The sequence below is a fragment of the Acidimicrobiia bacterium genome, from assembly GCA_035948415.1.
In the GTDB taxonomy this organism is placed as follows: Bacteria; Actinomycetota; Acidimicrobiia; order IMCC26256; family PALSA-555; genus PALSA-555.
This window is the reverse complement of the sequence record DASZJD010000086.1, coordinates 35,331-61,755: the sequence shown is the minus strand read 5'-3', so window position 1 is coordinate 61,755 and position 26,425 is coordinate 35,331. Positions and strand designations below refer to the sequence as shown.

Annotated in this window: 26 protein-coding genes; all 26 read left to right on the top strand. The window is 75.7% G+C overall.

The features are described from left to right. Positions 1–277 precede the first annotated feature (277 nt). Entirely contained in the window at positions 278–2,539 is a 2,262-nt protein-coding gene (locus VG869_12215; protein HEV3451958.1) for a bifunctional (p)ppGpp synthetase/guanosine-3',5'-bis(diphosphate) 3'-pyrophosphohydrolase, read from the top strand. A 38-nt stretch (positions 2,540–2,577) separates the two neighbouring features. Then, positions 2,578–3,858, top strand: a complete 1,281-nt coding sequence (gene hisS, locus VG869_12210; GenBank protein HEV3451957.1) for a histidine--tRNA ligase — start codon at positions 2,578–2,580, stop codon at positions 3,856–3,858. After that, complete coding sequence (gene aspS, locus VG869_12205; protein ID HEV3451956.1) at positions 3,855–5,612, top strand: aspartate--tRNA ligase; 1,758 nt, start codon at positions 3,855–3,857, stop codon at positions 5,610–5,612. The genes hisS and aspS overlap by 4 nt, the downstream gene beginning before the upstream one ends. Positions 5,613–5,667: 55 nt before the next feature. After that, positions 5,668–7,614 carry an adenylate/guanylate cyclase domain-containing protein gene (locus VG869_12200; GenBank protein HEV3451955.1) on the top strand — a complete coding sequence of 649 codons (1,947 nt, stop codon included), beginning with the start codon at positions 5,668–5,670 and terminating at the stop codon, positions 7,612–7,614. A gap of 40 nt (positions 7,615–7,654) precedes the next feature. Continuing rightward, a complete protein-coding gene (locus tag VG869_12195; GenBank protein HEV3451954.1) occupies positions 7,655–8,992 on the top strand; it encodes a replication-associated recombination protein A in 1,338 nt (445 codons plus the stop codon). Then, on the top strand, positions 8,989–9,330 hold the full coding sequence (locus VG869_12190; protein HEV3451953.1) for a hypothetical protein: 342 nt from the start codon (positions 8,989–8,991) through the stop codon (positions 9,328–9,330). Before VG869_12195 ends, VG869_12190 begins: the two co-directional genes overlap by 4 nt. Continuing rightward, positions 9,327–9,569 (top strand): hypothetical protein, encoded by a 243-nt coding sequence (locus VG869_12185; GenBank protein HEV3451952.1) that lies wholly within the window; start codon positions 9,327–9,329, stop codon positions 9,567–9,569. Before VG869_12190 ends, VG869_12185 begins: the two co-directional genes overlap by 4 nt. 9 nt (positions 9,570–9,578) lie before the next feature. Next, positions 9,579–12,203 (top strand): alanine--tRNA ligase, encoded by a 2,625-nt coding sequence (alaS, locus tag VG869_12180; protein ID HEV3451951.1) that lies wholly within the window; start codon positions 9,579–9,581, stop codon positions 12,201–12,203. Between the two features lie 16 nt (positions 12,204–12,219). After that, positions 12,220–12,630 (top strand): Holliday junction resolvase RuvX, encoded by a 411-nt coding sequence (gene ruvX / locus VG869_12175; GenBank protein HEV3451950.1) that lies wholly within the window; start codon positions 12,220–12,222, stop codon positions 12,628–12,630. After that, positions 12,627–13,757 carry an endolytic transglycosylase MltG gene (gene mltG / locus VG869_12170; protein HEV3451949.1) on the top strand — a complete coding sequence of 377 codons (1,131 nt, stop codon included), beginning with the start codon at positions 12,627–12,629 and terminating at the stop codon, positions 13,755–13,757. The genes ruvX and mltG overlap by 4 nt, the downstream gene beginning before the upstream one ends. Then, positions 13,754–14,581 (top strand): shikimate dehydrogenase, encoded by an 828-nt coding sequence (locus VG869_12165; GenBank protein ID HEV3451948.1) that lies wholly within the window; start codon positions 13,754–13,756, stop codon positions 14,579–14,581. The genes mltG and VG869_12165 overlap by 4 nt, the downstream gene beginning before the upstream one ends. Beyond that, a complete protein-coding gene (locus VG869_12160; protein ID HEV3451947.1) occupies positions 14,578–15,264 on the top strand; it encodes an A24 family peptidase in 687 nt (228 codons plus the stop codon). The genes VG869_12165 and VG869_12160 overlap by 4 nt, the downstream gene beginning before the upstream one ends. Positions 15,265–15,355: 91 nt before the next feature. Continuing rightward, positions 15,356–16,510, top strand: coding sequence for a chorismate synthase (gene aroC / locus VG869_12155; protein ID HEV3451946.1), 1,155 nt, complete (start codon positions 15,356–15,358; stop codon positions 16,508–16,510). After that, positions 16,507–17,040: a shikimate kinase gene (locus tag VG869_12150; protein HEV3451945.1), complete on the top strand. Its 534-nt coding sequence runs from the start codon at positions 16,507–16,509 to the stop codon at positions 17,038–17,040. Before aroC ends, VG869_12150 begins: the two co-directional genes overlap by 4 nt. Continuing rightward, positions 17,037–18,107, top strand: coding sequence for a 3-dehydroquinate synthase (gene aroB / locus VG869_12145; protein ID HEV3451944.1), 1,071 nt, complete (start codon positions 17,037–17,039; stop codon positions 18,105–18,107). The genes VG869_12150 and aroB overlap by 4 nt, the downstream gene beginning before the upstream one ends. A 3-nt stretch (positions 18,108–18,110) precedes the next feature. Continuing rightward, positions 18,111–18,566, top strand: a complete 456-nt coding sequence (locus VG869_12140) for a type II 3-dehydroquinate dehydratase (GenBank protein ID HEV3451943.1) — start codon at positions 18,111–18,113, stop codon at positions 18,564–18,566. Then, a complete protein-coding gene (locus VG869_12135; protein HEV3451942.1) occupies positions 18,563–19,675 on the top strand; it encodes a Xaa-Pro peptidase family protein in 1,113 nt (370 codons plus the stop codon). Before VG869_12140 ends, VG869_12135 begins: the two co-directional genes overlap by 4 nt. Before the next feature lie 13 nt (positions 19,676–19,688). Continuing rightward, positions 19,689–20,249 carry an elongation factor P gene (gene efp, locus VG869_12130; GenBank protein ID HEV3451941.1) on the top strand — a complete coding sequence of 187 codons (561 nt, stop codon included), beginning with the start codon at positions 19,689–19,691 and terminating at the stop codon, positions 20,247–20,249. Positions 20,250–20,264: 15 nt separating this feature from the next. Then, entirely contained in the window at positions 20,265–20,654 is a 390-nt protein-coding gene (gene nusB, locus VG869_12125) for a transcription antitermination factor NusB (protein ID HEV3451940.1), read from the top strand. Beyond that, positions 20,651–20,962: an ATP-dependent Clp protease adapter ClpS gene (gene clpS / locus VG869_12120; GenBank protein ID HEV3451939.1), complete on the top strand. Its 312-nt coding sequence runs from the start codon at positions 20,651–20,653 to the stop codon at positions 20,960–20,962. Before nusB ends, clpS begins: the two co-directional genes overlap by 4 nt. Then, positions 20,962–21,474, top strand: a complete 513-nt coding sequence (locus tag VG869_12115) for a DUF2017 family protein (GenBank protein HEV3451938.1) — start codon at positions 20,962–20,964, stop codon at positions 21,472–21,474. Before clpS ends, VG869_12115 begins: the two co-directional genes overlap by 1 nt. 26 nt (positions 21,475–21,500) lie before the next feature. Next, entirely contained in the window at positions 21,501–22,397 is an 897-nt protein-coding gene (locus VG869_12110) for an SDR family NAD(P)-dependent oxidoreductase (GenBank protein HEV3451937.1), read from the top strand. A 105-nt stretch (positions 22,398–22,502) separates the two neighbouring features. Continuing rightward, positions 22,503–23,141, top strand: a complete 639-nt coding sequence (gene pyrR, locus VG869_12105) for a bifunctional pyr operon transcriptional regulator/uracil phosphoribosyltransferase PyrR (GenBank protein ID HEV3451936.1) — start codon at positions 22,503–22,505, stop codon at positions 23,139–23,141. Beyond that, entirely contained in the window at positions 23,138–24,064 is a 927-nt protein-coding gene (locus VG869_12100; protein ID HEV3451935.1) for an aspartate carbamoyltransferase catalytic subunit, read from the top strand. The genes pyrR and VG869_12100 overlap by 4 nt, the downstream gene beginning before the upstream one ends. Beyond that, positions 24,057–25,346, top strand: a complete 1,290-nt coding sequence (locus VG869_12095) for a dihydroorotase (GenBank protein ID HEV3451934.1) — start codon at positions 24,057–24,059, stop codon at positions 25,344–25,346. The genes VG869_12100 and VG869_12095 overlap by 8 nt, the downstream gene beginning before the upstream one ends. Beyond that, on the top strand, positions 25,343–26,425 hold the full coding sequence (carA, locus tag VG869_12090) for a glutamine-hydrolyzing carbamoyl-phosphate synthase small subunit (GenBank protein HEV3451933.1): 1,083 nt from the start codon (positions 25,343–25,345) through the stop codon (positions 26,423–26,425). Before VG869_12095 ends, carA begins: the two co-directional genes overlap by 4 nt.

Below are 26,425 nucleotides of genomic sequence, written 5' to 3'. Positions count from 1 at the left end.
CCGCGGGCGGTGGCGGTGGGACGGGGACGGGGACCGCGGTCATGGACCGGCCCCCGGGAGGGTCGGGTTCGGCTGCGGCAGGGTCGTCGTCGGCCGCCGGGACACAGACGCCGACGCACACATCGACACAGACACAGACGCAGGCACAGGGCCAGGCGACGCAACGACCCCGCAAGGGCAAGAGCAAGCGCAAGCGACGTCGCTGAGCCGCCGGGCCGACGTTCGGCGCCGTCCCACGTGGCGTTCGGGCGTTTCCCCTGGCGGGTAGCCTGTATGGATGGTGGCCCTGGCCCGGGTGACTGACGCGGACACGAAGGCTCGGGGGCGCGCGCACGAAGGGGATCGCGAGCCCGAGCCGGCCGAGCTGCAGGCACTGGACGACCTGTTGGCCCCGTTGCTGGCCGAATTCGAGCGGCACCGACCCGAGGACGACACGGCGGTGATCGTCGAGGCCGGCCGGACCGCGCTGATGGCTCACGAGGGGCAATTCCGGCGGTCCGGCGAGCCCTACATCACGCACCCGGTGGCGGTGGCGACCATCGTCGCCGAGTTGGGCCTGGACGCCCAGACCGTCGCCGGCGCCCTGCTGCACGACGCCGTCGAGGACACCGGGTTGACGCTCGAGACGATCGAGCAGACCTTCGGCGACGGTGTGGCCCGGGTGGTCGACGGCGTGACCAAGCTCGACCGGTTGCAGTTCAACTCGAAGGAGGCCCAGCAGGCGGCGACGATCCGGAAGATGCTCGTCGCCATGGCCGACGACTGGCGGGTCCTGCTGATCAAGCTGGCCGACCGGCTGCACAACATGCGCACGCTCGCGGTGATGCCCGAGTGGAAGCAGCGCCGCACCGCGCAGGAGACCTTCGACGTGTACGCGCCTCTCGCCCACCGTCTCGGCGTGCAGCAGGTCCGCTGGCAGCTCGAGGACCTGGCGTTCGCGACGCTGCACCCGAAGCGCTACGCCGAGATCGAGCAGATGGTGGCCGCCCGGGCGCCCCAGCGCGAGGAGTACCTCGAGCGGGTCCTGGTCCACGTGCGCCAGCGGCTCGAGGACATGGGCATCGACGCGGACGTCACCGGGCGGCCGAAGCACCTGTGGTCCATCTACGAGAAGATGGTCGTGCGGGGCAAGGAGTTCGACGAGGTGCAGGACCTCGTCGGCGTGCGCGTCATCGTCGAGTCGGTGAAGGACTGCTACGGCGCGCTCGGCTCGATCCACGCCCTGTGGGCGCCGGTGCAGGGGCGCTTCAAGGACTACATCGCGATGCCGAAGTTCAATCTCTACCAGTCGCTGCACACGACGGTCGTCGGCCCGGGCGGCAAGCCGGTGGAGGTGCAGATCCGGACGAAGGAGATGCACCGGCGGGCCGAGTTCGGGATCGCCGCCCACTGGGGCTACAAGGAGCGCTCACCGGCCGAGGACCTGGCCTGGCTGCAGCGGATCGTCGACTGGCAGCAGGACACCGCCGACCCGACCGAGTTCATGGAGACCCTGAAGGTCGACCTGCAGCAGGACGAGGTCTTCGTGTTCACCCCGAAGGGCAAGGTGGTGACGCTCCCGTCCGGTGCGACACCGGTCGACTTCGCGTACGCCATCCACACCGAGGTGGGGCACCGCTGCGTGGGCGCCCGCGTCAACGGCCGGCTCGTGCCGCTCGACTCGGCGCTGGCGTCCGGCGACGCGGTGGAGATCTTCACCAGCAAGGTCGAGGGGGCGGGGCCGAGCCTGGACTGGCTCCAGTTCGCGCACACCCCGCGGGCTCGCAGCAAGATCCGGCAGTGGTTCTCGCGCGAGCGCCGCGTCGACGCCATGGACACCGGACGCGAGGAGCTCTCGAAGGCCCTCCGCAAGGAAGGGCTCCCGGTCCAGAAGCTCACCCAGTCCGACTCCTTGAAGCAGGTGGCGGCGGCGCTCCACTACCACGACCTCGACGCGCTGTACGCGGCGATCGGCGAGGGCCACGTGTCGGCGCGGGCGGTGGCCCAGCGCGTGGAGCGCGAGCTCCGGGGCGGCGAGGAGCAGCTGCCGGTCACGACGACGCGCCCGCCGCACGCCCCGCGGGCCCAGCGGTCCCGAACCGTCGGCGTGCACGTCGAGGGCCTCGACGACGTGATGGTGCGGCTCTCGCGCTGCTGCACCCCCGTGCCGGGCGACGAGATCATGGGGTTCGTGACCCGAGGCCGCGGGGTCTCGGTGCACCGCTCCGACTGCGCGAACGCCACCGCCCTCGCCAACCAGACCCAGCGGGTCATCGAGGTCGAGTGGGACCACGACGAGACCGCCACCTTCGTGGTGTCGATCGAGGTCGAGGCGCTCGACCGGGCGCGCCTGCTGCGCGACGTCGCGCAGGTGCTCGCGGAGCACCACGTGAACATCCTCACGAGCACGTCACAGACCTCGACCGACCGGGTCGCGCACCTGCGGTTCGACTTCGAGCTCGCCGACCCGAGCCACCTCGACTCGATCCTGCGATCGGTGCAGCGGGTCGACTCGGTGTACGAGGCCTACCGGCTGCTGCCCGGGCACGCGCGGAACTGACGCCAGGCGCGCGCGACGCCCGCGCCTACGATCGCCCGGTGGCGGATGCCGAGTACCGCGCGCCGATCGGGACGCACGACGTCCTCCCCCCCGAAACGTCGCGGTGGATCGCGCTCGTCGAGGCGTTCGCGAGCCGCGCCGCCCGGTTCGGCTACGGGCTGGTGGTCACCCCGCTGCTCGAGCACGTCGAGGTGTTCCAGCGGGTCGGCGACAGCACCGACGTCGTCCGGAAGGAGATGTACGAGCTGACCGACCGGGGGGGACGGTCGCTGGCGCTGCGACCGGAAGGAACGGCCCCGGTCGTGCGCGCCTTCGTGCAGCACCGGCCCACCGTCCCGTGGAAGGTCTGGTACCTGGCGCCGCACTTCCGCTACGAGCGGCCGCAGCGCGGCCGCTACCGCCAGCACTGGCAGCTCGGCGCCGAGGTGCTGGGGCTCGACGACCCCGACGTCGACGTGGAGGTCATCGCGCTCGCGCACGGCTTCTACCGTGACCTCGGCCTGCGGCAGGTGACGCTACGGCTGAACTCGATGGGGGACCCGGCCGACCGGGCCGCGTTCGTCGACCGCCTCCGCCAGCACCTCCTCGCCCACGCCGGCGGGCTGGGCCCCGAGTTCCGGGCCCGGGCCGAGGCCCACCCCCTGCGCCTCCTCGACACCAAGCAGGAGGAGTGGCAGGACGTGATCGAGCGCGCCCCCCAGCTCACCGAGCACCTCGGGACGGAGGCCCGCCGGCACTTCGAGCGGGTGCAGCAGGGCCTCGACGCCATCGGGATCGACTACGAGCTCACGCCTCGACTCGTGCGCGGGTTCGACTACTACACGAGCACGACGTTCGAGTTCGCCGGCGCCGCGCTCGACGCGGCCCAGGACGCGATCGGCGGCGGGGGCCGCTACGACGAGCTCGCCGAGGAGATGGGAGGACCGCCGACGCCCGGGATCGGCTTCGGGATCGGCGTCGAGCGGGTGCTCATCGCCTGCGACGCCGAGGGCGTGCTCCCCGCGGTGGCCGCCGCGCTCGACGCCTTCGTGGTCGACGGGGTCGGGGACGCCAGCGCCACCGCCCTCGTCGCCGAGCTCCGCGAGGCCGGGCTGCGCGCCGACCGCGCCTACGGCGGGCGGTCGGTGAAGGCCCAGTGGAAGCTCGCCGACCGGTCCGGCGCCCGCTTCGGGATCATGGTCGGGCGGGCCGAGGCCGGGCGCGGCACCGTGGGGGTCAAGGACCTGCTGAGCGGCGAGCAGCGCGAGGTCCCCCGCGAGCAGGTCGCGGGCTGGCTGCGGGCCCGCGCCGAGCCGCCGCTGCCCGAGGACGGCGCGTGACCGCCACCGCCCTCCGCACCCACCGGGCCGGCGACCTGCGGGTCGACCACGTCGGCGCCCACGTCGCGCTCTGCGGCTGGGTCGCCGGGCGACGCGACCACGGGGGCGTGGTGTTCCTCGACCTGCGCGACGTGGCCGGCGTCGTCCAGGTCGTCGTCGACCCCGCCCACGTGGCGGGCGTCGACGTGCACGCGATCCGCGCCGAGTACGTGCTCCGGGTGGAGGGCCAGGTGCGCGTGCGCCCGGACGGCACCGCGAACCCCGAGCTCGCCACCGGCGCCGTCGAGGTCGCGGCCGACGCCGTCGAGGTGCTGAACCGCGCCGACCCGCCGCCGATCCCGGTCGACGAGCGCGTCGAGGCCGACGAGGGGCTGCGGCTGAAGTACCGGTACCTCGACCTCCGCTCGGAGCGGCTCCAGCGGAACCTGCACCTGCGCGCGCGGGTGAACCACGCCCTCCGCGCCGCGCTCGACGGCTTCGGGTTCACCGAGATCGAGACGCCGATGCTCGTGGCGTCGACCCCGGAGGGGGCGCGCGACTTCGTCGTGCCGGCGCGACGGTCGCCGGGGTCCTTCTACGCCCTGCCCCAGAGCCCCCAGCTCCTGAAGCAGCTGCTGATGGTCGGCGGCCTCGACCGCTACTACCAGATCGCCCGCTGCCTCCGCGACGAGGACCCGCGGGCCGACCGGCAGCTCGAGTTCATGCAGCTCGACGCCGAGATGAGCTTCGCCGACGGCGCCGACGTCCGACGCGTGATCGAGTCGGCGGTGCGCGACGCGATCACCGCCGCCACCGGCGAGCCGGCGCCGACCGCGACCACGCTCACCTGGCACGAGGCCCGGGCCCGCTACGGCACCGACAAGCCCGACCTGCGCGTCGGGCTCGAGATCGTCGACCTCCGCGAGCCGCTGGCGGCCACGGAGTTCCGCGCCTTCCAGGCCGACGCGGTGCGAGGCCTCTGCGTCCCGGGCGGCGCCGAGCTGGGCCGGGGCCGCCGCGACGCCCTCGTCGAGCGGGCCCAGTCGCTCGGCGCCGCCGGGCTGGTGTGGATGGTCGTCGGCGACCACGGGGCGCTCGAGTCGCCGGTGCGGAAGTACCTCTCGGACGCCGAGGCGCTCGGCCTCGTCGACGTCTTCGGCGCCCGGCCGGGCGACCTGCTCCTCATCGTGGCCGGGCCCGAGCCGACGGTCGTGCGCGTCCTGGGGGCGCTCCGGGTCGAGGTGGCGCACCCCGTCGACGAGCGGGACCTCGTCCTGGTCTGGATCCTCGACTTCCCCCTCTTCGAGGGCCTCGACGACGCCGGCCGCCCCGTGCCCGCGCACCACCCGTTCACGGCCCCGCACCCCGACGACCGGCACCTGCTCGTGCCCGGCGCGGGGGAGCGGCTCCTCGCCGTGCGCTCGCTCTCCTACGACCTGGTGCTGAACGGCGTGGAGCTCGGGTCGGGCAGCGTCCGGATCCACGACCCGGAGCTCCAGGCCCTGGTCTTCACCGTCCTCGGCATCGACGAGGCGCGCGCCCGCGCCGGGTTCGGGTTCCTCCTCGACGCCTTCCGGTACGGGGCACCCCCGCACGCCGGGTTCGCGGTCGGCATCGACCGGCTCGTCGCCGTCCTCGCCGGCGAGGAGAACATCCGGGAGGTGATCGCGTTCCCGAAGACCCAGTCCGGCGCCGACCCGCTCATGGGGGCGCCGAGCCCGATCGACCCCGAGCAGCTGCGCGAGCTGGGCCTCAGCGTCACCCGGCGCCGCTGAGGCGCGGCACGGCCTCGACGCGGCGCCGCCGCGGCGGGTGGAACAATCGGTGGCCATGGAGCCGACGACGGCCGAGACGCGCCTCGTCGCCGCCCGAGCCGCGTTCGAGCGGCACGACTGGGAGGCGTCGTACGAGCTGCTGGCGGCCGAGGACGGGGAGCGCCCGCTCGACGCCGACGACCTGGTCCGCTTCGCCGACGCCGCGAAGTGGTCGGGCCGCGCCGGCGAGGTCGTGCCGCTGCTCGAGCGCGCCGTCGAGCGCTACGGCGCCAACGGGGACCGGCGCGGCGCCGCGCGCGTGACCCTGGACCTGGCGCGGGAGCACTGGCAGCGCGGCGACGGCGCCGTCGCCGTGGGCTGCGCCGCCCAGGCCGGCCGGCTGCTCGAGGACGTGCCCGAGTGCGCCGAGCACGGGCACCTGGCCGCGCTGGTCGCGCGCGGGGTCCTCGAGCTCGGCGACCTCGAGGAGGGCCTGGCGCAGGCCCAGGCCGCCGTCGACATCGGCCGGCGCACCGGGAGCCGGGACGTCGAGGCGATGGGGCGGCTCTGGCAGGGTCACGCCCTCCTCGCCTCCGGGCGCGTCGAGGAGGGTCGGGCCCGGGTCGACGAGGCGAACGCGGCCGCCGTCGGCGGCGAGCTCGGGCTCGTCGCCACCGGCACCATCTTCTGCGCCACGCTCTGGGCCTGCCGCAACCTCGGCGACTGGGGCCGCGCCGGCGAGTGGACCCAGGTGTCCCTGCGATGGTGCGAGCGCCAGCGCGTGAACGGCTTCCCCGGCCTCTGTCGCTTCCACCGGGCCGAGGTGATGCGCATCCACGGTGACTACGCCGACGCCGAGCTCGACGCCCGGACCGCGATCGACGAGCTGCTCGTCTCGGGGCCGCGGTACGCGGGCTGGGGGTTCATGGAGCTCGGCGAGATCCAGCGCCGGCGCGGGGACCTCGACGCCGCCGCCGAATCCTTCGGGCGGGCGCTCGAGCTCGGCACCGACCCCCAGCCGGGGCTGGCGCTCCTCGAGCTCGAGCGCGGCAACGTCGACGCGGCCCGGGCCTGCGTCCGCCGCGCCCTCGACCACCCGTCGGTGCTGGCCCAGGAGGAGCGCCCGACCGTGCTCCCGGCCGCGGTGACGATCGAGCTGGCGGCCGGCCACCTCGACGAGGCCCGCGAGGCGGCGGCCGAGCTCCGCGCCGTCGCCGAACGCTGCGCGACGCCGGCCACGACCGCGGCCGCCGTCCACGCCGACGGGGAGCTGGCCCTCGCCGCCGGTGACGTCGACGGCGGCCTGGCCCTCCTCGACCGCGCCTGCCGGCTCTGGTGCGAGGTGGACGCGCCGTACGAGGCGGCCCAGACCCGCACCCTGCTCGCCGAGGGCCACCGCCGCCGCGGCGACCAGGCCACCGCCACGCTCGAGCTCGACGCCGCCGCGCGCGCCTTCGAGCGCCTCGGCGCGCGGCGGGACGCCGAGCGGGTCCGCCGCCGGCTCGCCGCCGACGCGCCGGCGACCCGGACCGAGAAGGCCTTCATGTTCACCGACATCGTCGAGTCGACGCGGCTGCTCGAGGCGATGGGGGACGACGCCTGGCAGCGCCTCCTCGCCTGGCACGACCGCACCCTCCGGGCCTGCTTCGAGGTCCACGACGGCACCGAGGTCAAGCACGAGGGTGACGGCTTCTTCGTCGCCTTCGAGACGCCCGCCGCCGCGCTGGCGTGCGCGGTCGCGGTCCAGCGCCGGCTGGCCGAGCAGCGGCAGGAGCACGGCTTCGCGCCGCCGGTCCGCATCGGCGTCCACGCCGCCGAGGCCACCGAGCGGGACGGCGACTTCTTCGGCCGCGGCGTCCACGAGGCGGCCCGGGTGGCGGGGCTGGCGGCCGGCGACGAGATCCTGGCCTCGGCGGCGGCGCTGGCGACGGTCGGGGACCGCTTCGACGTGACCGAACCGCGCGCCCTGGCGGTGAAGGGGCTGGCCGACCCCGTGGCGGTCGCCACCGTCACCTGGCGGTAGGCCTCCCGGTCGCGCGCCCGCCCCGCCGTACGATCGGCGGGTGAGCGACCTCTTCAGCGCCTCGGTCGAGGAGCGCCTGGCCCGTCGGGCGCCGCTGGCCGCCCGGCTGCGGCCCCGCACCCTCGACGAGGTGGTCGGCCAGGGTCACCTCCTCGGGCCGGGGAAGCCGCTCCGCACCCTCATCGAGTCCGACCGGCTCTCGTCGGTGGTGCTGTGGGGGCCGCCCGGCACGGGCAAGACCACGATCGCCCGCACCGTCGCCGGCGCCACCCGGCAGGCCTTCGAGCCGCTGTCGGCGGTGAGCGCGGGCGTGAAGGAGGTCCGGGAGGTGGCGGCGAGGGCCCGCAGCCGCCTCGGCGAGCGGGGCCAGGGCACCATCCTCTTCCTCGACGAGGTGCACCGGTTCAGCCGCACCCAGCAGGACGCCCTGCTGCCCCACGTCGAGGAGGGCCTCCTCGTGCTGATCGGCGCCACCACCGAGAACCCCTACTTCTCGCTCACCGGCCCGCTGCTGTCCCGGTCGACGCTGTTCCGGCTCGAGCCGCTCGGGCCCGACGCCCTCCGCGAGCTCGTCGCGCGCGCCCTCCACGACCCGCGCGGCCTCGGCGACGCGGTCACGCTCGACGACGACGCCTTCGATCACCTCGTCGCGCGCGCCGACGGCGACGCCCGGCACGCGCTCACGTCCCTCGACGTCGCCGCGGCCCTCGCCGCCGAGGCGGGCCGGGACCGGGTCACCCTCGCCGACACCGAGGCGGCGATGGCGCTGCGGGCCCTCCGCTACGGCGACGACGAGCACTACGACGTGCTGTCGGCGTTCATCAAGAGCATCCGGGGCTCGGACCCCGACGCCGGCCTCTACTGGCTCGCGCACATGCTCGAGGCCGGGGAGGACGCCCGGCTCATCGCCCGCCGGCTCGTCATCCTCGCCTCCGAGGACGTCGGGCTCGCCGACCCCCGCGGGCTGCTCGTCGCCGACGCCGCCGCCCGCGCCGTCGAGTACGTCGGGCTGCCCGAGGCGCGCCTGAACCTGGCCCAGGCCGTCCTCTACCTGGCCCGGGCGCCGAAGTCGAACTCGGTGCTGACCGCGCTCGACGCCGCGACGCACGACATCCGGGACGGCGCCCCGGCGCGCGTGCCCGTGCACCTCCGCGACGCCTCCTACCCCGGCGCGGCGCGGCTCGGGCACGGCGACGGCTACCGGTACCCGCACCACGAGCCGTCGGGCTGGGTCGACCAGGACTACCGGCCGCCCGAGGCCGCCGACCACCGCTACTACCGCGCCAGCGGCCACGGCGAGGACGTCGACCCCGATCCCGGCGCCGCCGGCGCCCCGGCGCCCGAGCGCGACGGGCACCGCGGGGAGGCCGGGGCGTGAGCACGACGGCGTGGATCCTCGCCGGGCTCCTCGCCGCCGCGCTCGCCGCCGGCGCCGCGGGCGGGTGGCGCGCGGCGCGCCGCCTCCGCCGGTCCGAGGCCCGGGTGCACGCGCTCGAGCGGCGCCTCGCCGAGGTCGAGGAGTCCAGCGCGCGTGTGCTCGACGCCGCGCGTGACGCGGCGGCGCGCGCCCGACGAGCGGCGGGCGAGGAGCCGCCCCCACCCCGCGTGGTCCTCGAGCCGGTCACCGGACGGCTCGTGAAGGCGGTGGCGTTCGGCGCGGGGGCGCGGCGGGCCGTCGCCCGGCTGGCCCGCCCGCCGCGGGGCGCGCCCCGGTGATCCGCCGCTCGTTCTGGCTGACGGTCGGCTTCGGGCTCGGCGTCGCCGCCGCGAGGCAGGTCCGGCGGCACGCCACCACGGCGGCGGACGCGCCGGCGCGGCTCGCGGACCGGCTGCGGCGCGACGTCACCGGCGCGCTCCACGAGGGCCGCGACGAGATGCGCGCGCGCGAGACCCGCCTGCGCCGCGTGCTCGCGTCGTCGGCGAACCCCGGAGAGGCCGAGGACCCCGGGCAGTAGCCTGGCGACATGGCGCCCCGCACCGCTGGCGAGCTGCGCCTCGCGTTCCTCGACTTCTTCGCCGCCCGCGGGCACGTCATCGTCCCCTCGGCGGCGCTGATCCCGCACGACCCGACCGTGCTGTTCACGGTGGCGGGCATGGTGCCGTTCAAGCCCTACTTCGTCGGGGACGAGGCGCCGCCCTGGCCGCGGGCGGCGTCGATCCAGAAGTGCGTCCGGGCCGGCGGCAAGCACAACGACCTCGACGACATCGGGCGCACGAACCGGCACTTCAGCTTCTTCGAGATGCTCGGGAACTTCAGCTTCGGCGACTACTTCAAGGCCGAGACGATCCCGTGGGCCTGGGAGTTCCTCACCGAGGTCCTCGAGCTCGACCCCGAGCGGCTCTGGGTGACCGTCCACGTCTCCGACGACGACGCCGACGGCATCTGGCGGCGCGAGGTCGGGCTCCCGCCGGCGCGGATCCAGCGCCTCGACGAGGAGAACGTCTGGCGCATGGGCGACACCGGCCCCTGCGGGCTGTCGTCGGAGCTGTTCTGGGACCTCGGGGACGACTTCGGGCCCGGCGGCGGACCGGCGCAGTCGCCCGACCGCTACATCGAGCTCTGGAACCTGGTGTTCATGCAGTTCGACCAGCGCGTCGACGGCCAGGTCCCGCTGCCCCGACCGAGCATCGACACCGGCGCCGGGCTGGAGCGCAACCTCATGGCCCTCCAGGGCGTCGACTCGATCTTCGACATCGACGTCTTCGCCCCCCTCGTGCAGACCGCGGAGCGGGTCACGGGCGTCACGTACGGCCGCAAGCCCGACCTCGACGTGTCGCTCCGGATCCTCGCCGAGCACGCCCGGACCATGACCTTCCTCGTCGCCGACGGCGTGGTGCCCTCGAACGAGGAGCGCGGCTACGTGCTCCGGCGGATCATCCGGCGCGCGGTCCGGCACGCCTTCCTCCTCGGCGCCCAGCAGGTCGTGACCCCGACGCTGGCCGAGGCCACGATCGAGGTCATGGGCGACGCCTACCCGGAGATCGTCTCGCAGCGCGACCTGGTCACCCGCACGGTGGAGCGCGAGGAGGAGCGGTTCCGCCAGACCCTCGAGCGGGGCCTCGAGGTGCTCGATGACCTCCTCGCCAAGGGCGACGTCGGCGGCGGCGACGCCTTCTTCCTCCACGACACGCTCGGCTTCCCGATCGACCTGACCCGCGAGGTCGCCGGGGAGCGAGGCCGCACCGTCGACGGCGCCGGGTTCGAGGCCCGCATGGAGGAGCAGCGGTCACGGGCCGCGGCGGCGCGCAAGGCGACCGGGGGCGAGGTCGGCACCGCCGCCTACCGGGCGCTGCTCGAGGAGGTGGGCCCGACCGAGTTCACGGGCCGGGTCGAGTACGAGACACCCGACGCGGCGGTGCAGGCCCTCGTCGTGGGGGACCGGCGCGTCGACCGCGCCGCCGACGGCGAGGTCGACGTCGTGCTCGACCGGACCCCGTTCTACGCCGAGGCCGGCGGGCAGGTCGGCGACACCGGCGTCCTGCTCGGGCCGAACGGGCGGGTGCGCGTCGTCGACACCACGTACGCGCTGCCGGGCCTCGTCGCCCACCACGGCCGGCTCGAGGAGGGCGAGATCGCCGCCGGCGACCTCGTCACGGCCCGGATCGACGCCGACCGACGCGACCGCATCCGTCGGAACCACACTGCAACCCACATCCTGCACTGGGCCCTGCGCGAGGTGCTCGGCCCGCACGTCAAGCAGGCCGGCTCGCTCGTCGCCCCCGACCGGCTGCGCTTCGACTTCAGCCACGACCGCGCCGTGACCGTCGAGGAGCTCGACCGCGTCGAGGCGCTCGCCAACGCCGAGATCATCACCGACGCCCCCGTGCGGCACTACGAGACGACGAAGGAGCACGCCGAGGCGCTCGGCGCCATCGCCTTCTTCGGCGACAAGTACGGCGACCTCGTGCGCGTGCTCGAGGCCGGCGAGCACTCGCTCGAGCTGTGCGGCGGCACCCACGTGCACGCCCTCGGCTTCATCGGGCCGATCAAGATCGTGAGCGAGAGCTCGATCGGCGCCAACCTCCGACGGATCGAGGCCGTGACGGGCGCCGACGCGCTGGCCCGGATCCACGACGAGGAGCGGGCCCTGCGCGCCGCCGCCACCGCCCTGCGGGTGAAGCCCGAGGAGCTCCCGGGCCGGGTCGAGCGGCTCCGCGACGAGGTGCGGGCCCTCCAGGCCGAGCTCTCGGCCCAGCGGGCGCGCGGCGCGGTCGCGGAGGCGTCGGACCTCGCGGCGGCCGCCGTCGACGGCGTCGTCGTCGATCGGCGCGACGGGCGGGGCGCGGACGAGCTGCGGGCCCTGGCCGTGGCCGCGCGCGACGCGCTCGGCGGGGGCGTGGTCGGGCTCGTCGGCGCCGGCCCCGACGGCGCCAGCGCCACCGTCGTCGTGGCGGTGAGCGCGGACCTCGTCGGGCGCGGGGTCACGGCGAGCGAGATCGCCCGACCGGTCGCCGCCGTGCTCGGGGGCGGCACCGGCAAGGCGCCGGACGTCGCGGTGGGCGGCGGGCGCAACGTGGCCGCGCTCGACGAGGCGCGCGCCGTCCTCGAGCGCTCGGCCCGCGACGCCCGTGGGCCGGCCGACGCCTGAGCCGCGGCCGGGCCGGGTGCTCGGCGTCGACCTCGGGACGCGTCGCGTCGGCCTGGCCGTGTCGGACCCGAGCGGGACCCTCGCCACGCCGCACGGCGTGCTCGACCGGGGCGACGACCCGGACGCCGACCGCCGGGCGATCGTCGCCGCCGCGCGCGACCTCGGGGCCACCCGCATCGTGGTCGGCCTGCCCCGCTCCCTCTCCGGTCGCGAGGGGCCGGCCGCCCGGGCGGCCCGGGCCGAGGTGGCGGCCCTCCGCGCCGCCGCCGGCCCCGAGCTGCCCGTCGAGGTGCACGACGAGCGGTTCTCCACCGTCGTGGCCGAGCGGGCGCTGGCGGCCGGCGGCCGCCGACGGGCCCGGCGCCGGCCGGTCGACGCCGCCGCGGCCGCGGTGATCCTCCAGTCCTACCTAGAGTCACGTCGGTGACGGAGAAGGACGGGGGCTGGGTGCGCCCGAGCGCGCACCGGCCCGGGCAGGCACCCGACGGCGGCACCGACGGCGGCGAGTCGCCGCGGGAGCGACGCCCCGGTCGCGGCGGGGGCGGCCGCCCACGGGACCGGGCCGGCGGCGCCTCGACGGCGACCACGACGAGGCCGGCGGACGAGGCGCCCCCGTGGGCCGACGCGCCCACCGACCCGACCCCGGTCGTGAACGTCGGCGGCGGGACGGGCGGCGGCGGTGGGGGGACGGGCGGCGGTGGGGGCGGCGGCAACGGCGACGACCAGGCCGCCCGTCGCACGATGCTGGTGGCCATCACGATCGGGGTGCTCACCATCCCGCTGCTGCTCCTGGCCGTCATCACGATCGCGCCGAACATCTTCTCGAGCGGCGGCTCCTCGAAGCCGACGCCGAAGTCGGCGCCGTCCGGGCAGCTGCAGCTGCTGCTGCGCCCCGGGCTCACCGTGTCGCAGATCGGGGACGTGGTCGGCAACCTGCCCGGCCACGACAAGGCGTCCTTCACGTCGCTCGCGAGCTCCGGCACGATCCGCTCGAAGTACCTGCCGGCCTCCGTCAACTCCCTCGAGGGCGTGCTGTACCCGGACACGTACTTCGTGCTGCCGAACGAGGGCACGGCGTCGATCACGCGCCGCCTCGTGAGCCGGTTCGACCAGATCGGCGACCAGGTCGGGCTCGGCGCCGCCACCGCCGTCACCCCGTACCAGACCGTGATCGTGGCGTCGCTCGTGCAGCAAGAGGCGAAGCTCCCGAGCGACGCGCCGCTCGTCGCCAGCGTCATCTACAACCGCCTGAAGGCGAGGATGCCGCTCCAGATCGACGCCACGCTCTGCTACGCCAAGGGCGGCTGCCCGCCGGTGCCGACGGCCGCCGACAAGAAGCTGAGCTCCGCGTACAACACGTACCGGGTGGCGGGGCTGCCGCCGACGCCGATCGCCAGCGTCACCGCCACCGCCCTGCAGGCGGCGCTGCAGCCGCCGAACGTCCCGTACCTCTACTACGTCGTCGCCGACTCGAGCGGGAAGCTGGCGTTCGCGACGACCCTGCAGCAGCAGAACCACAACATCGCCGCGGCCCGCCAGAAGGGCATTTTGTGACGCTGGCCCCGAGCGGGCACACCACCGTCACCGGGATCATCGGCCTGCCGGTCGGCCACTCGCGGTCGCCCGCGATCCACAACGCCGCCTACCGGGCGCTCGGGCTCGACTGGGTGTACGTCGCCTTCCCGGTCGCGGTGGGCGCGGTGCGCGACGCCCTGGTCGGGCTGCGGGCCCTCGGCGCCGCCGGCTGCAACGTGACGATGCCCCACAAGGCGGAGGCGGCCCGGGCCTGCGACGAGCTCGACGCGACGGCCGGCGCGGTCGCGGTGGTGAACACGGTCGTCGTCCGCGACGGCGAGCTGCGCGGGGCCGTCACCGACGGCGACGGGTTCGTCGACGCGGCCCGGGAGGCCGGCGTCGAGCTCGACGGCGCCCGCGTGCTCCTGGTCGGTGCCGGCGGCTCCGCGCGCGCGGTCGCGCACGCGCTCGGCCGGGCCGGGGCCCGGGTCGCGGTGGCCGCCCGTCGGCCGGAGGCCGCGTGCGCGGTCGCGGCCCTCGCGCCGGGCGCCCGTCCGGTCCCGTGGGCCGACCTCGACGAGGCGGTCGGCGCCAGCGACGTGGTCGTGAACGCCACGCCGCTCGGCATGCGGCACGAAGCGCCCCCTTTCGACGCCGAGCGGCTCTCCGCCGAGCAGGTCGTCGTCGACACCGTGTACGAGCCCGAGGAGACGCCGCTCCTCGCGGCGGCGCGGGCCCGCGGGGCGCGGGCGCTGAACGGCCTCGGGATGCTCGTGCACCAGGCGGCCCGCTCGTTCACGCTCTTCACCGGGGAGCCGGCGCCGCTCGAGGTGATGCGGGCGGCGGCGCGCGGCGAGGCGTGAACGCGGCGCTCGTCGCCGGCTGCGGCGTGGCCGGCGCCGCCGCCGCGGTGTGGCTCCCGGTCGACGTGGTGGCGAGCGACGACGGCCGGACGGTCGCCGACGGCCCGCGGCCCATGCCCGGGACGGTGCTCCACCAATGGTGGGGGCGGGCGATGGTCGTCGGCACCGCCGCGCTCTGGGCCGGGCTGGCGGCGCGGGTGGGGACCTCCTGGGACCTCCCCCCGTACCTGGTCGTCGGCGCCGGCCTCGTGGCGCTCACGGTCGTGGACCTCCGCCAGCGGCTGCTGCCGCGCCGGATCGTGTGGCCGCTCGCGCTCGCCGCCCTGGCGCTGTTCGGGCTGGCGGCGGGCCTGAATCACGACGGTGACGCGCTCGTGCGCGCCGTGCTCTGCGCCGCCGGCGCGTACGCCGTCTTCTTCGTGCTGCGGCTCGTGAACCCGGCCGCGCTCGGGGGCGGCGACGTGACGCTGGCGGCGGTGCTCGGGCTGGCGCTCGGGTGGCGGTCGGTGGAGGCGGTCCTCAACGGGTTCGCGGTCGGGGTCCTCCTCGCGGCCGGCTTCGCGCTCGTCGCGCTCGCCGCTCGCCGCGTGCGGGCCGACACCGCGCTCTCCTACGGGCCCTTCCTCGCCGCCGGCGCCATGGTCGTCATCCTGGCCGCGCCGAGCGGCCGCCTGCTGGGCTGAACTGTCCCCGGGTCGGCCCGCTCCCGCCGGTATCCTGGGCTGACCGCTCGCCGCGAGCGCCGCGGTCGGCGCTCGTCCGAAGGAGTCCCGCGTGCTGCGCTTCCTGACCGCGGGGGAGTCCCACGGGCCTGCCCTCGTGGTCATCGTCGAGGGACTTCCCGCCGGTCTGCCGATCACGATCGAGGACGTCGCGGGCGAGCTGGCCCGCCGACGGCTGGGCTTCGGCCGGGGGCCCCGCATGCGGCTCGAGCGCGACGACGTCGAGTTCCTCGGCGGGGTCCGCCACGGCCGCACCCTCGGCTCCCCGGTCGCGGTCGTGATCCGCAACACCGAGTGGCCGAAGTGGGAGGACGAGATGTCGCCGGCGCCGGGCCGCACCGAGCGGCCCCTGCGCCAGCCCCGACCCGGCCACGCCGACCTGGTCGGCATGCAGAAGTACGGGTTCGACGACGCCCGGGACGTGCTCGAGCGGGCCAGCGCCCGGGAGACCGCGGCCCGCGTCGCCGCCGGCGCGCTGGCGAAGGCCCTGCTGGCGCGGCTCGGCACCCAGGTCCTGAGCCACGTGGTGGCGCTCGGCGGAGCGCGGGCGGCCGCCGAGCGGCGTCCGAAGCCGGCCGACCTCGAGGCGGTCGACGCCTCGCCGGTGCGGTGCTTCGACCCCGACGCCGAGGCGGCGATGGTCGCCGAGGTGGAGGCGGCCGCGGCGGCCGGCGATTCGGTCGGCGGGGTCGTCGAGGTGCTCGGCTACGGGGTGCCGGCCGGGCTCGGCTCGCACGTGCACTGGGACCGGCGGATCGACGGGCTGCTGGCGCAGGCGCTCATGAGCATCCAGGCCATGAAGGGCGTCGAGCTCGGGGACGGCTTCGCCACCGCGGCCCGCCGGGGCAGCGCCGCCCACGACGAGATCCTCTGGGACGAGGACGCCGCCGCCTACCAGCGGGGCTCGGCGCGCGCCGGCGGCACCGAGGGCGGCATGACGACCGGCGACCTGCTCGTCGCGCGCGTGGCGATGAAGCCGCTCGCCACCCTGAACCGGCCCGTGCTGCGCACCGTCGACGTCGAGACCAAGGAGCCCACGGTGTCGTTCAAGGAGCGCACGGACGTGACCGCGGTCCCGGCGTCCGGCGTGGTGGCGGAGACCATGGTCGCGCTCGTCCTGGCGGGGGAGGCGATCCGCAAGTTCGGCGGCGACTCGCTGCCCGAGCTGCTCCGCAACCACGAGGCGTTCGTCGCTGGGCTGCGGTGAGCGGCCTCGCCCGTCGCCACCTCGTCCTGGTCGGGCTCATGGGCGTCGGCAAGAGCACGGTCGGCGCCCGCTGCGGGATGCGGCTCGGGCGACCGTTCGTCGACACCGACGACCTCGTGGAGCTCCTCGCCGGCGCCCGAGTGGCCGAGCTCTTCGCCCGGGGCGAGGAGGAGTTCCGCGCCGTCGAGCGCGCCGCGGTCGCGGACGCGTGCGCGGCGCCGGCGTCGCTCGTGATCGCCTGCGGCGGCGGGGCCGTCCTCGACGCCGGCAACCGGGCCCTCCTCCACGCCTGCGGCTTCGTGGTGTGGCTGCGCGCCGAGCCGGCGGTCCTCGCCGAGCGGGTCGAGGCCGACGGCGTCGAGCGGCCGCTGCTGGCCGGCGACCACGCCCTCGCCGCGCTGACCGAGCTGGCGGCGCGCCGCGACGCCGTCTACCGCGCCGTCGCCGACGCCGCCGTGGCCACCGACCACCGGACGCCGGAGCAGGTCGCCGACGCCGTCCTGGAGGAGTTCGCCGGTTGCGCCGCGTGACGGTGGCGGTCGACCCGCCGTACGACGTCGTCGTCGGGGAGGGCGTGCTCGCTCGCCTCGGTGACGCGCTCGGCGGGCGGGACCGGGTCGCGCTCGTGAGCCAGGGCGTCGTGGCCGAGGCGCACGCGCCCGCGGCCGCCGAGGCGCTGCGGGACGGCCGGCGCGACGTGGCCTGCTTCACGATCGACGAGGGCGAGGCGGCGAAGCGGCTCGCGACGGTCGAGGTCCTCTGCCGCCAGCTGGCGACGTGGGGGCTGCGCCGGGGCGACGCCGTCGTCGCCCTCGGCGGGGGCGTCGTCGGCGACACCGTGGGGTTCGCGGCCGCGGTCTACCACCGGGGCGTCGCGGTGGTGCAGGCGCCGACGACGCTGCTGGCGATGGTCGACGCCGCCATCGGCGGCAAGACCGCGGTGAACCTCCCGGAGGGCAAGAACCTCGTGGGCGCCTTCCACCAGCCGGTCGCCGTGCTCGCCGACGTGGCCACGCTGGCGACCCTGCCCGACGCCGAGTACCGGTCGGGCCTCGGCGAGGTGGCGAAGTACGCGCTGCTGCCCGGCGGCGACGCCGTCGCCGCGCTCCTGGCTCGGCACGTCGACGGCGTGTGGGCCCGCGTCCCGTCGGTGCTGACCGACCTCGTCGCCGAGTCGGCGGCGGTGAAGGCGGCGGTCGTGGCCCGGGACCCCGAGGAGCGGACCGGGGCCCGGGCGGCGCTGAACTACGGCCACACGCTGGCCCACGCGCTCGAGACCACGAGCGGGTACGCGCTCGCCCACGGGGAGGCGGTCGCGGTCGGCCTCGTGTTCGCGGCGGAGCTGGCCCGGGCGCTCGAGCGGGTCGACGACGCCACGGTCGAGCGGGCCCGGGCGCTGCTCACGACGCTCGGCCTCCCGACGGCCGTGCCCGCCGACCGCGGCCCGGGCGAGCTGCTCGACGCCATGCGACGCGACAAGAAGGTGCGCCGGTCGCTCGCGTTCGTGCTGCCCGGCCCCGACGGGCTCGAGGTCGTCGACGACCCGCCGCCGGCGATGATCGAGCGCGCGCTCGCCGCGGTCGGCGTGGGAGGCTGAGGCGTGGCCACGATCCTCCTCCTGTCGGGCCCGAACCTGAACCTGCTCGGCGAGCGCGAGCCCGCCATCTACGGCACCGACCGCCTCGAGACGTGCGTGGACGACGCCCGCGCCGTCGTCGTCGCCGCCGGCCACGAGCTCGAGCACCTCCAGTCGAACCACGAGGGCGAGCTCGTCGACGCCGTCCAGGGCGCCCGGCACCGCTGCCCGGCCCTGATCCTCAACGCGGGCGCGCTCACCCACTACTCCTACGCGCTCGCCGACGCCGTCGCGACCTATGACGGGGTCGCGGTCGAGCTGCACCTGACGAACCCCGCGGCACGCGACAACTGGCGCCGGACGTCGGTCCTGGCCCCGGTCGTGACCGGCACGGTGTCGGGGTTCGGGCGCGCCGGCTACCGGCTGGCGGCCGAGGCCGCGCTGGCCGTCCTGGCGGCGCGGGGCGGCGCGCGGGCGTGAGCGCGGCCCTCCCCCCGATGGACGTCCGCGGCCGGGCGTCCCGGCTCCGGTCCCGGCTCGGCGACGCCGGCGTGGACGCGCTCCTCGTCACCCGGCTCCCGAACGTCCGCTACCTGACCGGGTTCACCGGCTCCGCCGCGACCCTGCTCGTCGCCCCCGAGGAGCTGCTGGTCGTGACCGACGGCCGGTACGAGACCCAGGTGCGCGAGCAGCTGGACGCCGCCGGCGTCGCGGCGCGGGTCGAGATCGGGCGCACCGAGGCGCGCCAGCAGGACGTGCTCGCCGGCGCCGTCGCCCCGTACCCGCGGCTCGGGCTCGAGGCGCACGGGATCACGTGGGCGGCGCAGCGCCGCCTGGCCGAGCGGCTCGCCGCCACCGAGCTCGTCCCGACCGAGAACCTGGTCGAGGACCTGCGCCTCGTCAAGGACCCCGGCGAGGTCGCCCGCATCCGCGCCGCCTGCGCGATCGGCGACGACGCCCTCGCCGAGCTGCTCCCGAGCCTGGCCGCCGGCCCTACCGAGGCGGACTTCGCGGTCGCGCTCGAGCACGCCATGCGCTCCCGCGGCGCCACCGGCATGAGCTTCGACCCGATCGTGGCCAGCGGCCCGAACGCGGCGAAGCCGCACGCCCGGCCCAGCACCCGGCCCATCGGACCCGGCGAGCTCGTCGTGCTCGACTTCGGCTGCGTCGTCGACGGCTACTGCTCCGACATCACGCGCACCGTGTCGGTCGGCGACCCCGGCCCCGAGGCGCGCCGGCTCTGGGAGCTCGTCGCCGCCAGCCAGCGGGCCGGGCGCGCCGCCGTGCACCCCGGCGCCGCGTGCGCCGACGTCGACCGCGCCAGCCGGGACGTCATCGACGCCGCCGGGCTCGGCGACGCCTTCGTCCACGGCACCGGCCACGGCGTCGGCCTCGAGATCCACGAGGCCCCCCGAGTCGCCCGCACGGCGCCTGGTACGTTGGACGCGAACACGGTCGTGACCGTCGAACCCGGGGTGTACCTCCCGGGCGTCGGCGGGGTCCGCATCGAGGACACCGTCGTGGTCACCGGCGACGGCGCCGTGCCCCTCACCGAGGCGCCGAAGGCCCTCGTCGTCGCGCCAAACTGAACGAGAAGGACCCGTGAGCGTCTCCACGAACGACCTGAAGAACGGCATGGCGCTGAACCTGCCCGAGGGCCTCATGACCGTGGTCGAGTTCCAGCACGTGAAGCCGGGCAAGGGCGGCGCCTTCGTGCGCACGAAGCTCAAGAACTTCCGGACCGGCGCCGTCCTCGAGCGGACGTTCCGCGCCGACGAGAAGGTCCCGCTCGCCGTCATCGACAAGCGCGAGATGCAGTACCTGTACCGGGAGGGCCCGGCCTACGTCTTCATGGACGAGGGCGACTACGAGCAGCTCCACGTGGACGGCTCGAGCCTCGGGTCCGCGGTCCAGTACCTGAAGGAAGGCGACCACGCCGTGCTGCCCGTCTACGACGGCCAGGTGCTCGGCGTCGAGCTCCCCGCCGCCGTCGAGCTCGTGGTCACCGAGACCGAGCCCGGCGTCCAGGGCGACCGGGTCTCCGGCGCCCGGAAGCCGGCCACGCTCGAGACCGGGCTCGTCGTGCAGGTGCCGCTGTTCGTCGGCCCCGGCGAGGCGGTGAAGGTGGACACGCGCACCGGGGAGTACCTCGCCCGGGCGTGAGGGCACCGAGCGGCCATGGCGACGCGACGCGAGGCACGGGAGCGGGCGCTGGCGCTCTGCTACGAGCTCGAGGCCAAGGGCGAGACCCCCGACGCGCTGCTGGCCGAGCTCCCGGCGCCGCCCGACGAGTACACGGTCACCCTGCTGCGCGGCGTCGGCGACCACCGGGCCGAGCTCGACCAGCTCCTGGGCCGGTTCTCGGAGCGGTGGGCGGTCGAGCGCATGCCCGCGGTCGACCGGGCCCTGCTGCGCATCGGGTCCTACGAGCTGGGGTGGCAGCCCGACCTGCCGGTCGGCGTGGTGATCGACGAGGCCGTCGAGCTCGCCCACCAGTACTCGACGCAGGACTCGGGTCGGTTCGTGCACGCGCTGCTCGCCCGCATCGCCGACCAGGTGCGGTCGTGAGCTCCACCGCGCCGCCGGCGCCGCCGGCGCCGCTCGAGGTCCAGGAGCCCGAGCTCGACGAGGTCGTCGAGGTCGACCGGCCCTGGCTCGTCATCGTGTGGAACGACCCCGTGAACCTCATGTCGTACGTCGTCTTCGTGTTCCAGAAGCTGTTCGGGTACTCGCGCCAGAAATCCACCCGGCTCATGCTCCAGGTCCACCACGAGGGCAAGGCCATCGTGTCCGACGGCAACCGGGAGAAGGCCGAGGCCGACGTCGCCCGCCTCCACGCCCACGGGCTCTGGGCCACGATGGAGCACTCGTCGTGATGATGCGTCGGTTCTCGCGCCGCCGCGACGGCAGCCTCGACGTGACGCTCGAGCCCGCCGAGCTCGAGCTGGTGCGCGACCTCCCCGCGCAGCTGCGCGCCCTCTACGACGGGGCGAGCGACGACCCCGCCCGGGAGCGGCTCTTCCCCCGCGCCTACCTCGACCCGACCGAGGAGCAGGCCGAGCAGGAGTGGCAGGAGCTCGTCCACCCCGGCCTCCTGGCGGGCCGGCTCGACGCGCTGACCCGGCTCGCGGCCACGCTCGAGGGCGCCCAGCCCGCCCGGCGCGACCGGGTCGTCGTGCACCTCGAGCCCGACGACGTGAACGCCTGGCTGTCGGTGCTGAACGACGCCCGCCTGGCCCTCGGGGCGCGCCTCGGCGTCACCGACGAGGTCGACCTCGGCGAGGTCGGCCCCGACGACCCGAACGCGGCCGTGATCGCCGCCTACACGTGGCTCACGTACCTCGAGGGGGAGCTGGTCGAGACGCTGCTCGGCGACGTGCCGAAGTAGTTTCGCCCGCCGACGAGGGAGGCACCGTGGGGTACCTGGACGGCCAGACGATCGCGGTCACCGGCGCCGGCCGCGGCATCGGGCGCGCCGTCGCGCTCGGCGTCGCCGCCGCCGGCGCCAACGTGGTCGTGAACGACTTCGGGGTGAGCATCGACGGCCAGGACCCGAACAGCGAGGTCGCCGACGCCGTCGTCGCCGAGATCACCGCCGCCGGTGGCCAGGCCGTCGCGGTGGCGGACACGGTGACGACGATGGCGGGCGGGGCCCGGATCGTCCAGACCGCGGTCGACACCTACGGGCGCATCGACGGGGTGGTCTGCGTGGCCGGGATCTTGCGGGAGCGGATGCTCTTCAACATGACCGAGGACGAGTGGGACCCGGTCGTGGAGACGCACCTGAAGGGCACCTTCACCGTGTTCCGAGCCGCGGCGCCGCTGATGCGGGCCCAGCGGTCGGGCACGCTCATCGGCTTCACCTCCGGCGCCTTCGCCGGCAGCGTCGCCCAGGCCAACTACAGCGCGGCGAAGGGCGGGATCGTCTCGCTCGTGCGGAGCGCGGCGCTCGGCCTCCACAAGTACGGGGTGACCGCGAACGTGATCGCGCCGGTCGCCAAGAGCCGCATGTCCGGCAACGTGCCCTTCGGCCTCGAGATGGGCGAGCCGGAGGACGTCGCCCCGATGGTCGTGTTCCTCCTCGGCGCCGACGCCCGGCGCGTCACCGGGCAGGTGTACACGGCCAACGACGGGATCATCGCGGTCTGGAACCAGCCCGCGGAGGTGCGGTCCATGCGGAAGGCGGGCCGCTGGACCCCCGAGGAGATCGCGGCCCGCTTCGACGAGGTCGGCCAGGAGCGCATGCCGATGCTCGACCGGCTCGAGGAGATGGCGAGGGCCGCCGCCGCCGGCGACCAGCCGAACCGGTAGCCGGCGGTCGCGGGCGCGGGGGTCCGCGCGCGTCGCGCCGCCGCGCTGCTATACAGGACCCAGCCCGTGAAGGGGGCTCCGTGAGGCCCCTACGGAGGACACGACATGAGCGCGCCCGGCGCCGCCCAACCTGAGCCCGAAGGCCCGGCCACCCGAGAGGGTGGCCGTTTCGTGTTCCGGGCCCGGGTGTTCTCGGCCGACGACCTGCGGCGGGCCCACACCCGGATCGCCCACGAGATCGTCGAGCGCAACCACGGCGCCGACGACCTCCTGCTCGTCGGCCTCTACACGCGGGGCGTCGCCATCGCCCGCCGGCTCGCCGCCGCCATCGAGGGCTTCGAGGGCGTGTCGGTGCCGGTCGGCGCGCTCGACGTGGCCTTCTACCGCGATGACATCGGCATCCGGCCCGTGCAGCCCCTCGGCCCCACCGAGGTGCCGATCGACGTGACCGGCCGCACCGTCGTCCTCGTCGACGACGTCCTCTTCACGGGGCGGACGGTCCGCGCCGCCCTCGACGCGCTCACCGAGCTCGGCCGGCCCCGAGCGGTGCAGGTGGCGGTCCTGGTCGACCGCGGCCACCGCGAGCTGCCGATCCGGGCCGACTTCGTCGGCAAGAACCTGCCGACGAAGCGGGCCGAGGACATCCGGGTGCGGCTGGCCGAGGTCGACGGCGACGAGGCCGGCATCGAGCTGTGGGGCCCCGCCGACCCGGGGCCCGAGGCCGGCGTGGAGAAGGAGGCCTGATGCGCCATCTGCTGTCCGTGGACGACCTGGGACGCGACGGGCTCGAGGAGCTCCTCGACCTCGGCGAGTCGTTCCTCGAGGTGACCCGGCGCGACATCCCGAAGGTCCCCGCGCTGCGCGGCAAGACGGTCGTCTCGCTCTTCTACGAGGACTCGACGCGCACCCGCCTCTCGTTCGAGACCGCGGCGAAGCGGCTGTCCGCCGACACGATGGCGTTCACCGTGAACGGGTCGTCGATCGCCAAGGGCGAGAGCCTGCGCGACACGGTGCAGACCATCGAGGCGATGGGCGTCGACGCCATCGTCGTCCGCCACCGCGCCGCCGGCGTGCCCCATCGGGTCGCCACCTGGGTCGACGCCGCGGTCGTGAACGCCGGCGACGGGCGGCACGAGCACCCGACGCAGGCGCTCCTCGACGCGCTGACGCTGCGCCGTCACCGCGGCACCGGCCTCGACGGGGCACGAGTCGCGATCGTCGGTGACGTCCGGCACTCGCGGGTGGCCCGCAGCACGGCCAAGGCCCTCGCCGCCCTCGGCGCCGAGGTGACCCTCGTGGCGCCGCCCACGCTGCTCCCGGAGTCGCTGGCGGGCTGGCCGGCCGAGACCAGCGACGACCTCGACGACCTGCTCCCGACCCTCGACGTCGTGTACCTGCTGCGCATCCAGCACGAGCGGCAAGACGCGGCGCTGCTCCCGTCGCTGCGCGAGTACACGACCCGCTACGGGCTCACCCGCGAGCGCGCGTCGCGCCTGAAGCCCGACACGCTGATCATGCACCCGGGCCCGATGAACCGGGGCGTGGAGATCGAGGCCGAGGTGGCCGAAGGCCCGGCGTCGGTGATCACCGAGCAGGTCGCGAACGGCGTCGCCGTGCGCATGGCGGTGCTGTACCGGCTCCTCGGCTCCGGAGCGCCGGTTGCCTGACTCGCTGGTGCTCCGAGGCGGCCGGGTCGTCGACGCCACCGGCGAGCGCGCCGCCGACGTGCTCGTCGAGGCCGGGCTCGTCCGCGCCGTCGGCGAGGGCCTCCGCGGGGACCGCACCCTCGACGCGTCGGGCTGCGTCGTCGCCCCCGGCCTCGTCGACCTCCACGCCCACCTGCGCGAGCCCGGCCACGAGGAGGCCGAGACCATCGAGACCGGCGCCCGGGCCGCCGCCCTCGGCGGGTTCACGGCCGTGGTGGCGATGCCGAACACCGAGCCGCCCCTGGACGACCCCGCGGTCGTCGCGGCCGTCCTCGCGGCTGGCGCCCGCTCCGTCTGCGACGTGCGCGCCGCGGGCTGCGTCACGAAGGGCCGGGCCGGCGTCGCGCTGGCGCCGATGGGCGAGCTGCACGCGCTCGGCGTGCGCGTCTTCACCGACGACGGGGCCTGCGTGGAGTCCGCCGCCGTCCTGCGTCACGCCCTCGAGTACTCGGCGTCCCTGCCCGGCGCGGTGATCGCCGAGCACGCCGAGGACCCGGCGCTCTGCGCCGGCGGGCACATGCACGAGGGGGAGTGGTCGAGCCGGCTCGGCATCCCGGGCCGGCCCGCGGTGGCGGAGTCGAGCATCGTCGCCCGGGACTGCATGCTCGCCGAGCTGACGGGGATGCCGGTGCACTTCCTGCACGTCTCGACCGCCGGCGCGGTCGGGATCATCGCCGAGGCCAAGCGCGCCGGCCTCCGGGTCACGGCCGAGGCCGCGCCCCACCACTTCACGCTCACCGACGCTGACTGCGCCGGCTTCGACCCGCTCTTCAAGGTGCACCCGCCGCTGCGGTCGCCGGCCGACGTCGCCGCGATCAAGCGCGGGCTCGCCGACGGGACCCTCGACGCCATCGCCACCGACCACGCGCCGCACGCCCCCGAGACGAAGGAGCGGCCGTTCGAGGAGGCCCCGCCGGGGATGCTCGGGCTCGAGACCGCGCTGGCGCTCACGATCACCGAGCTCGTCGGGCCCGGGACGCTGACCCTCGCCGACGCGCTCGCGCTCCTCTCGTGGCGACCGGCCGCCATCGCCGGGCTCGGGGACCACGGCGGGCCGGTCGCGCCCGGCCGGCCCGCGCACCTCTGCGTCGTCGACCCCGCCGCCACCTGGACCGTCGACCCGACCCGGCTCGCCAGCCGGGCCCGCAACACGCCGTACGCCGGGCGCACGCTCACGGGGCGGGTCCGCCACACCCTGCGCGGCGGCGAGCCGGTGGTCGTCGACGGGGAGGCCCAGCGGTGACGGTCGACGGCGCCCTCGTCCTCGCCGACGGCGCCACCTTCGAGGGCGAGCTGGTCGGTGCCGACCCGGCCGGCGGCGTCGCCGTCGGCGAGGTCGTGTTCAACACCGCCCTCTGCGGCTACCAGGAGATCATCACCGACCCGTCCTACGCCGGGCAGGTGATCACCTTCACGTACCCGCACATCGGCAACTACGGCGTGAACGGCGACGACACCGAGAGCCGCCGGCCGTTCTGCCGCGGGGTCGTGGTCCGGGAGCTCACCGACCGCCCGAGCAGCTGGCGGGCCGCCGGCGCCCTCGGGCCCTACCTCGCCGCGCGCGGCGTCCCCGGGATCGCCGGGATCGACACCCGCCGGCTCACCCGCCACCTCCGCCGGGCCGGGTCGCTGCCCGGCGCCTTCGGCGCCGACGAGCCCGCCGTGCGCGCGGCGGCGGCGCGGGCGCCGAGCACCGAGGGGATCGACCTCGTCGCCGACGTCACGACCGACCGCGCGTACACCGTGGGGGACGACGAGGCGCCCTTCCGCGTCGTCGCCTACGACTACGGCGTCAAGACCACGCTGCTCCGCCACCTCGTCGGCGCCGGCTGCCGCGTCGAGGTGGTCCCGGCGACGACGCCGGCCGACGACGTGCTCGCGCGCCACCCCGACGGCGTGTTCCTCTCGAACGGGCCCGGCGACCCCGAGGGGGTGCGCGGCGCCGTCGACACCGTGCGCGCCCTCCTGGACCGAGTGCCGGTCTTCGGGATCTGCCTCGGCCACCAGCTTCTCGGCCTCGCCTTCGGGGCCACGAAGCAGAAGCTGCACTTCGGGCACCACGGCGCCAACCACCCGGTGCGCCACGAGGCCAGCGGCCGGGTCGAGATCACGAGCCAGAACCACAACTACTCGGTGGAGGTCGACGGCGTCGCCGACGTGCAGCGCACCCACGTGAACCTCAACGACGGCGTGTGCGAGGGCCTCACCGCCCTCGGCGGCCGGGCCTTCTCGGTGCAGTACCACCCCGAGGCGGGCCCGGGGCCGCACGACGCCGCCTACCTCTTCGAGGAGTTCACCGCCGTGATGGCCGGGGCGCGCTAG

Bases quoted from the DNA above. Each gene is read 5' to 3' on its own strand.
- VG869_12215 (HEV3451958.1), top strand. From the start codon at position 278: ATGGTGGCCCTGGCCCGGGTGACTGACGCGGACACGAAGGCTCGGGGG.
- VG869_12200 (HEV3451955.1), top strand. From the start codon at position 5,668: ATGGAGCCGACGACGGCCGAGACGCGCCTCGTCGCCGCCCGAGCCGCG.
- alaS (HEV3451951.1), top strand. From the start codon at position 9,579: ATGGCGCCCCGCACCGCTGGCGAGCTGCGCCTCGCGTTCCTCGACTTC.
- VG869_12115 (HEV3451938.1), top strand. From the start codon at position 20,962: ATGATGCGTCGGTTCTCGCGCCGCCGCGACGGCAGCCTCGACGTGACG.
- nusB (HEV3451940.1), top strand. From the start codon at position 20,265: ATGGCGACGCGACGCGAGGCACGGGAGCGGGCGCTGGCGCTCTGCTAC.
- pyrR (HEV3451936.1), top strand. From the start codon at position 22,503: ATGAGCGCGCCCGGCGCCGCCCAACCTGAGCCCGAAGGCCCGGCCACC.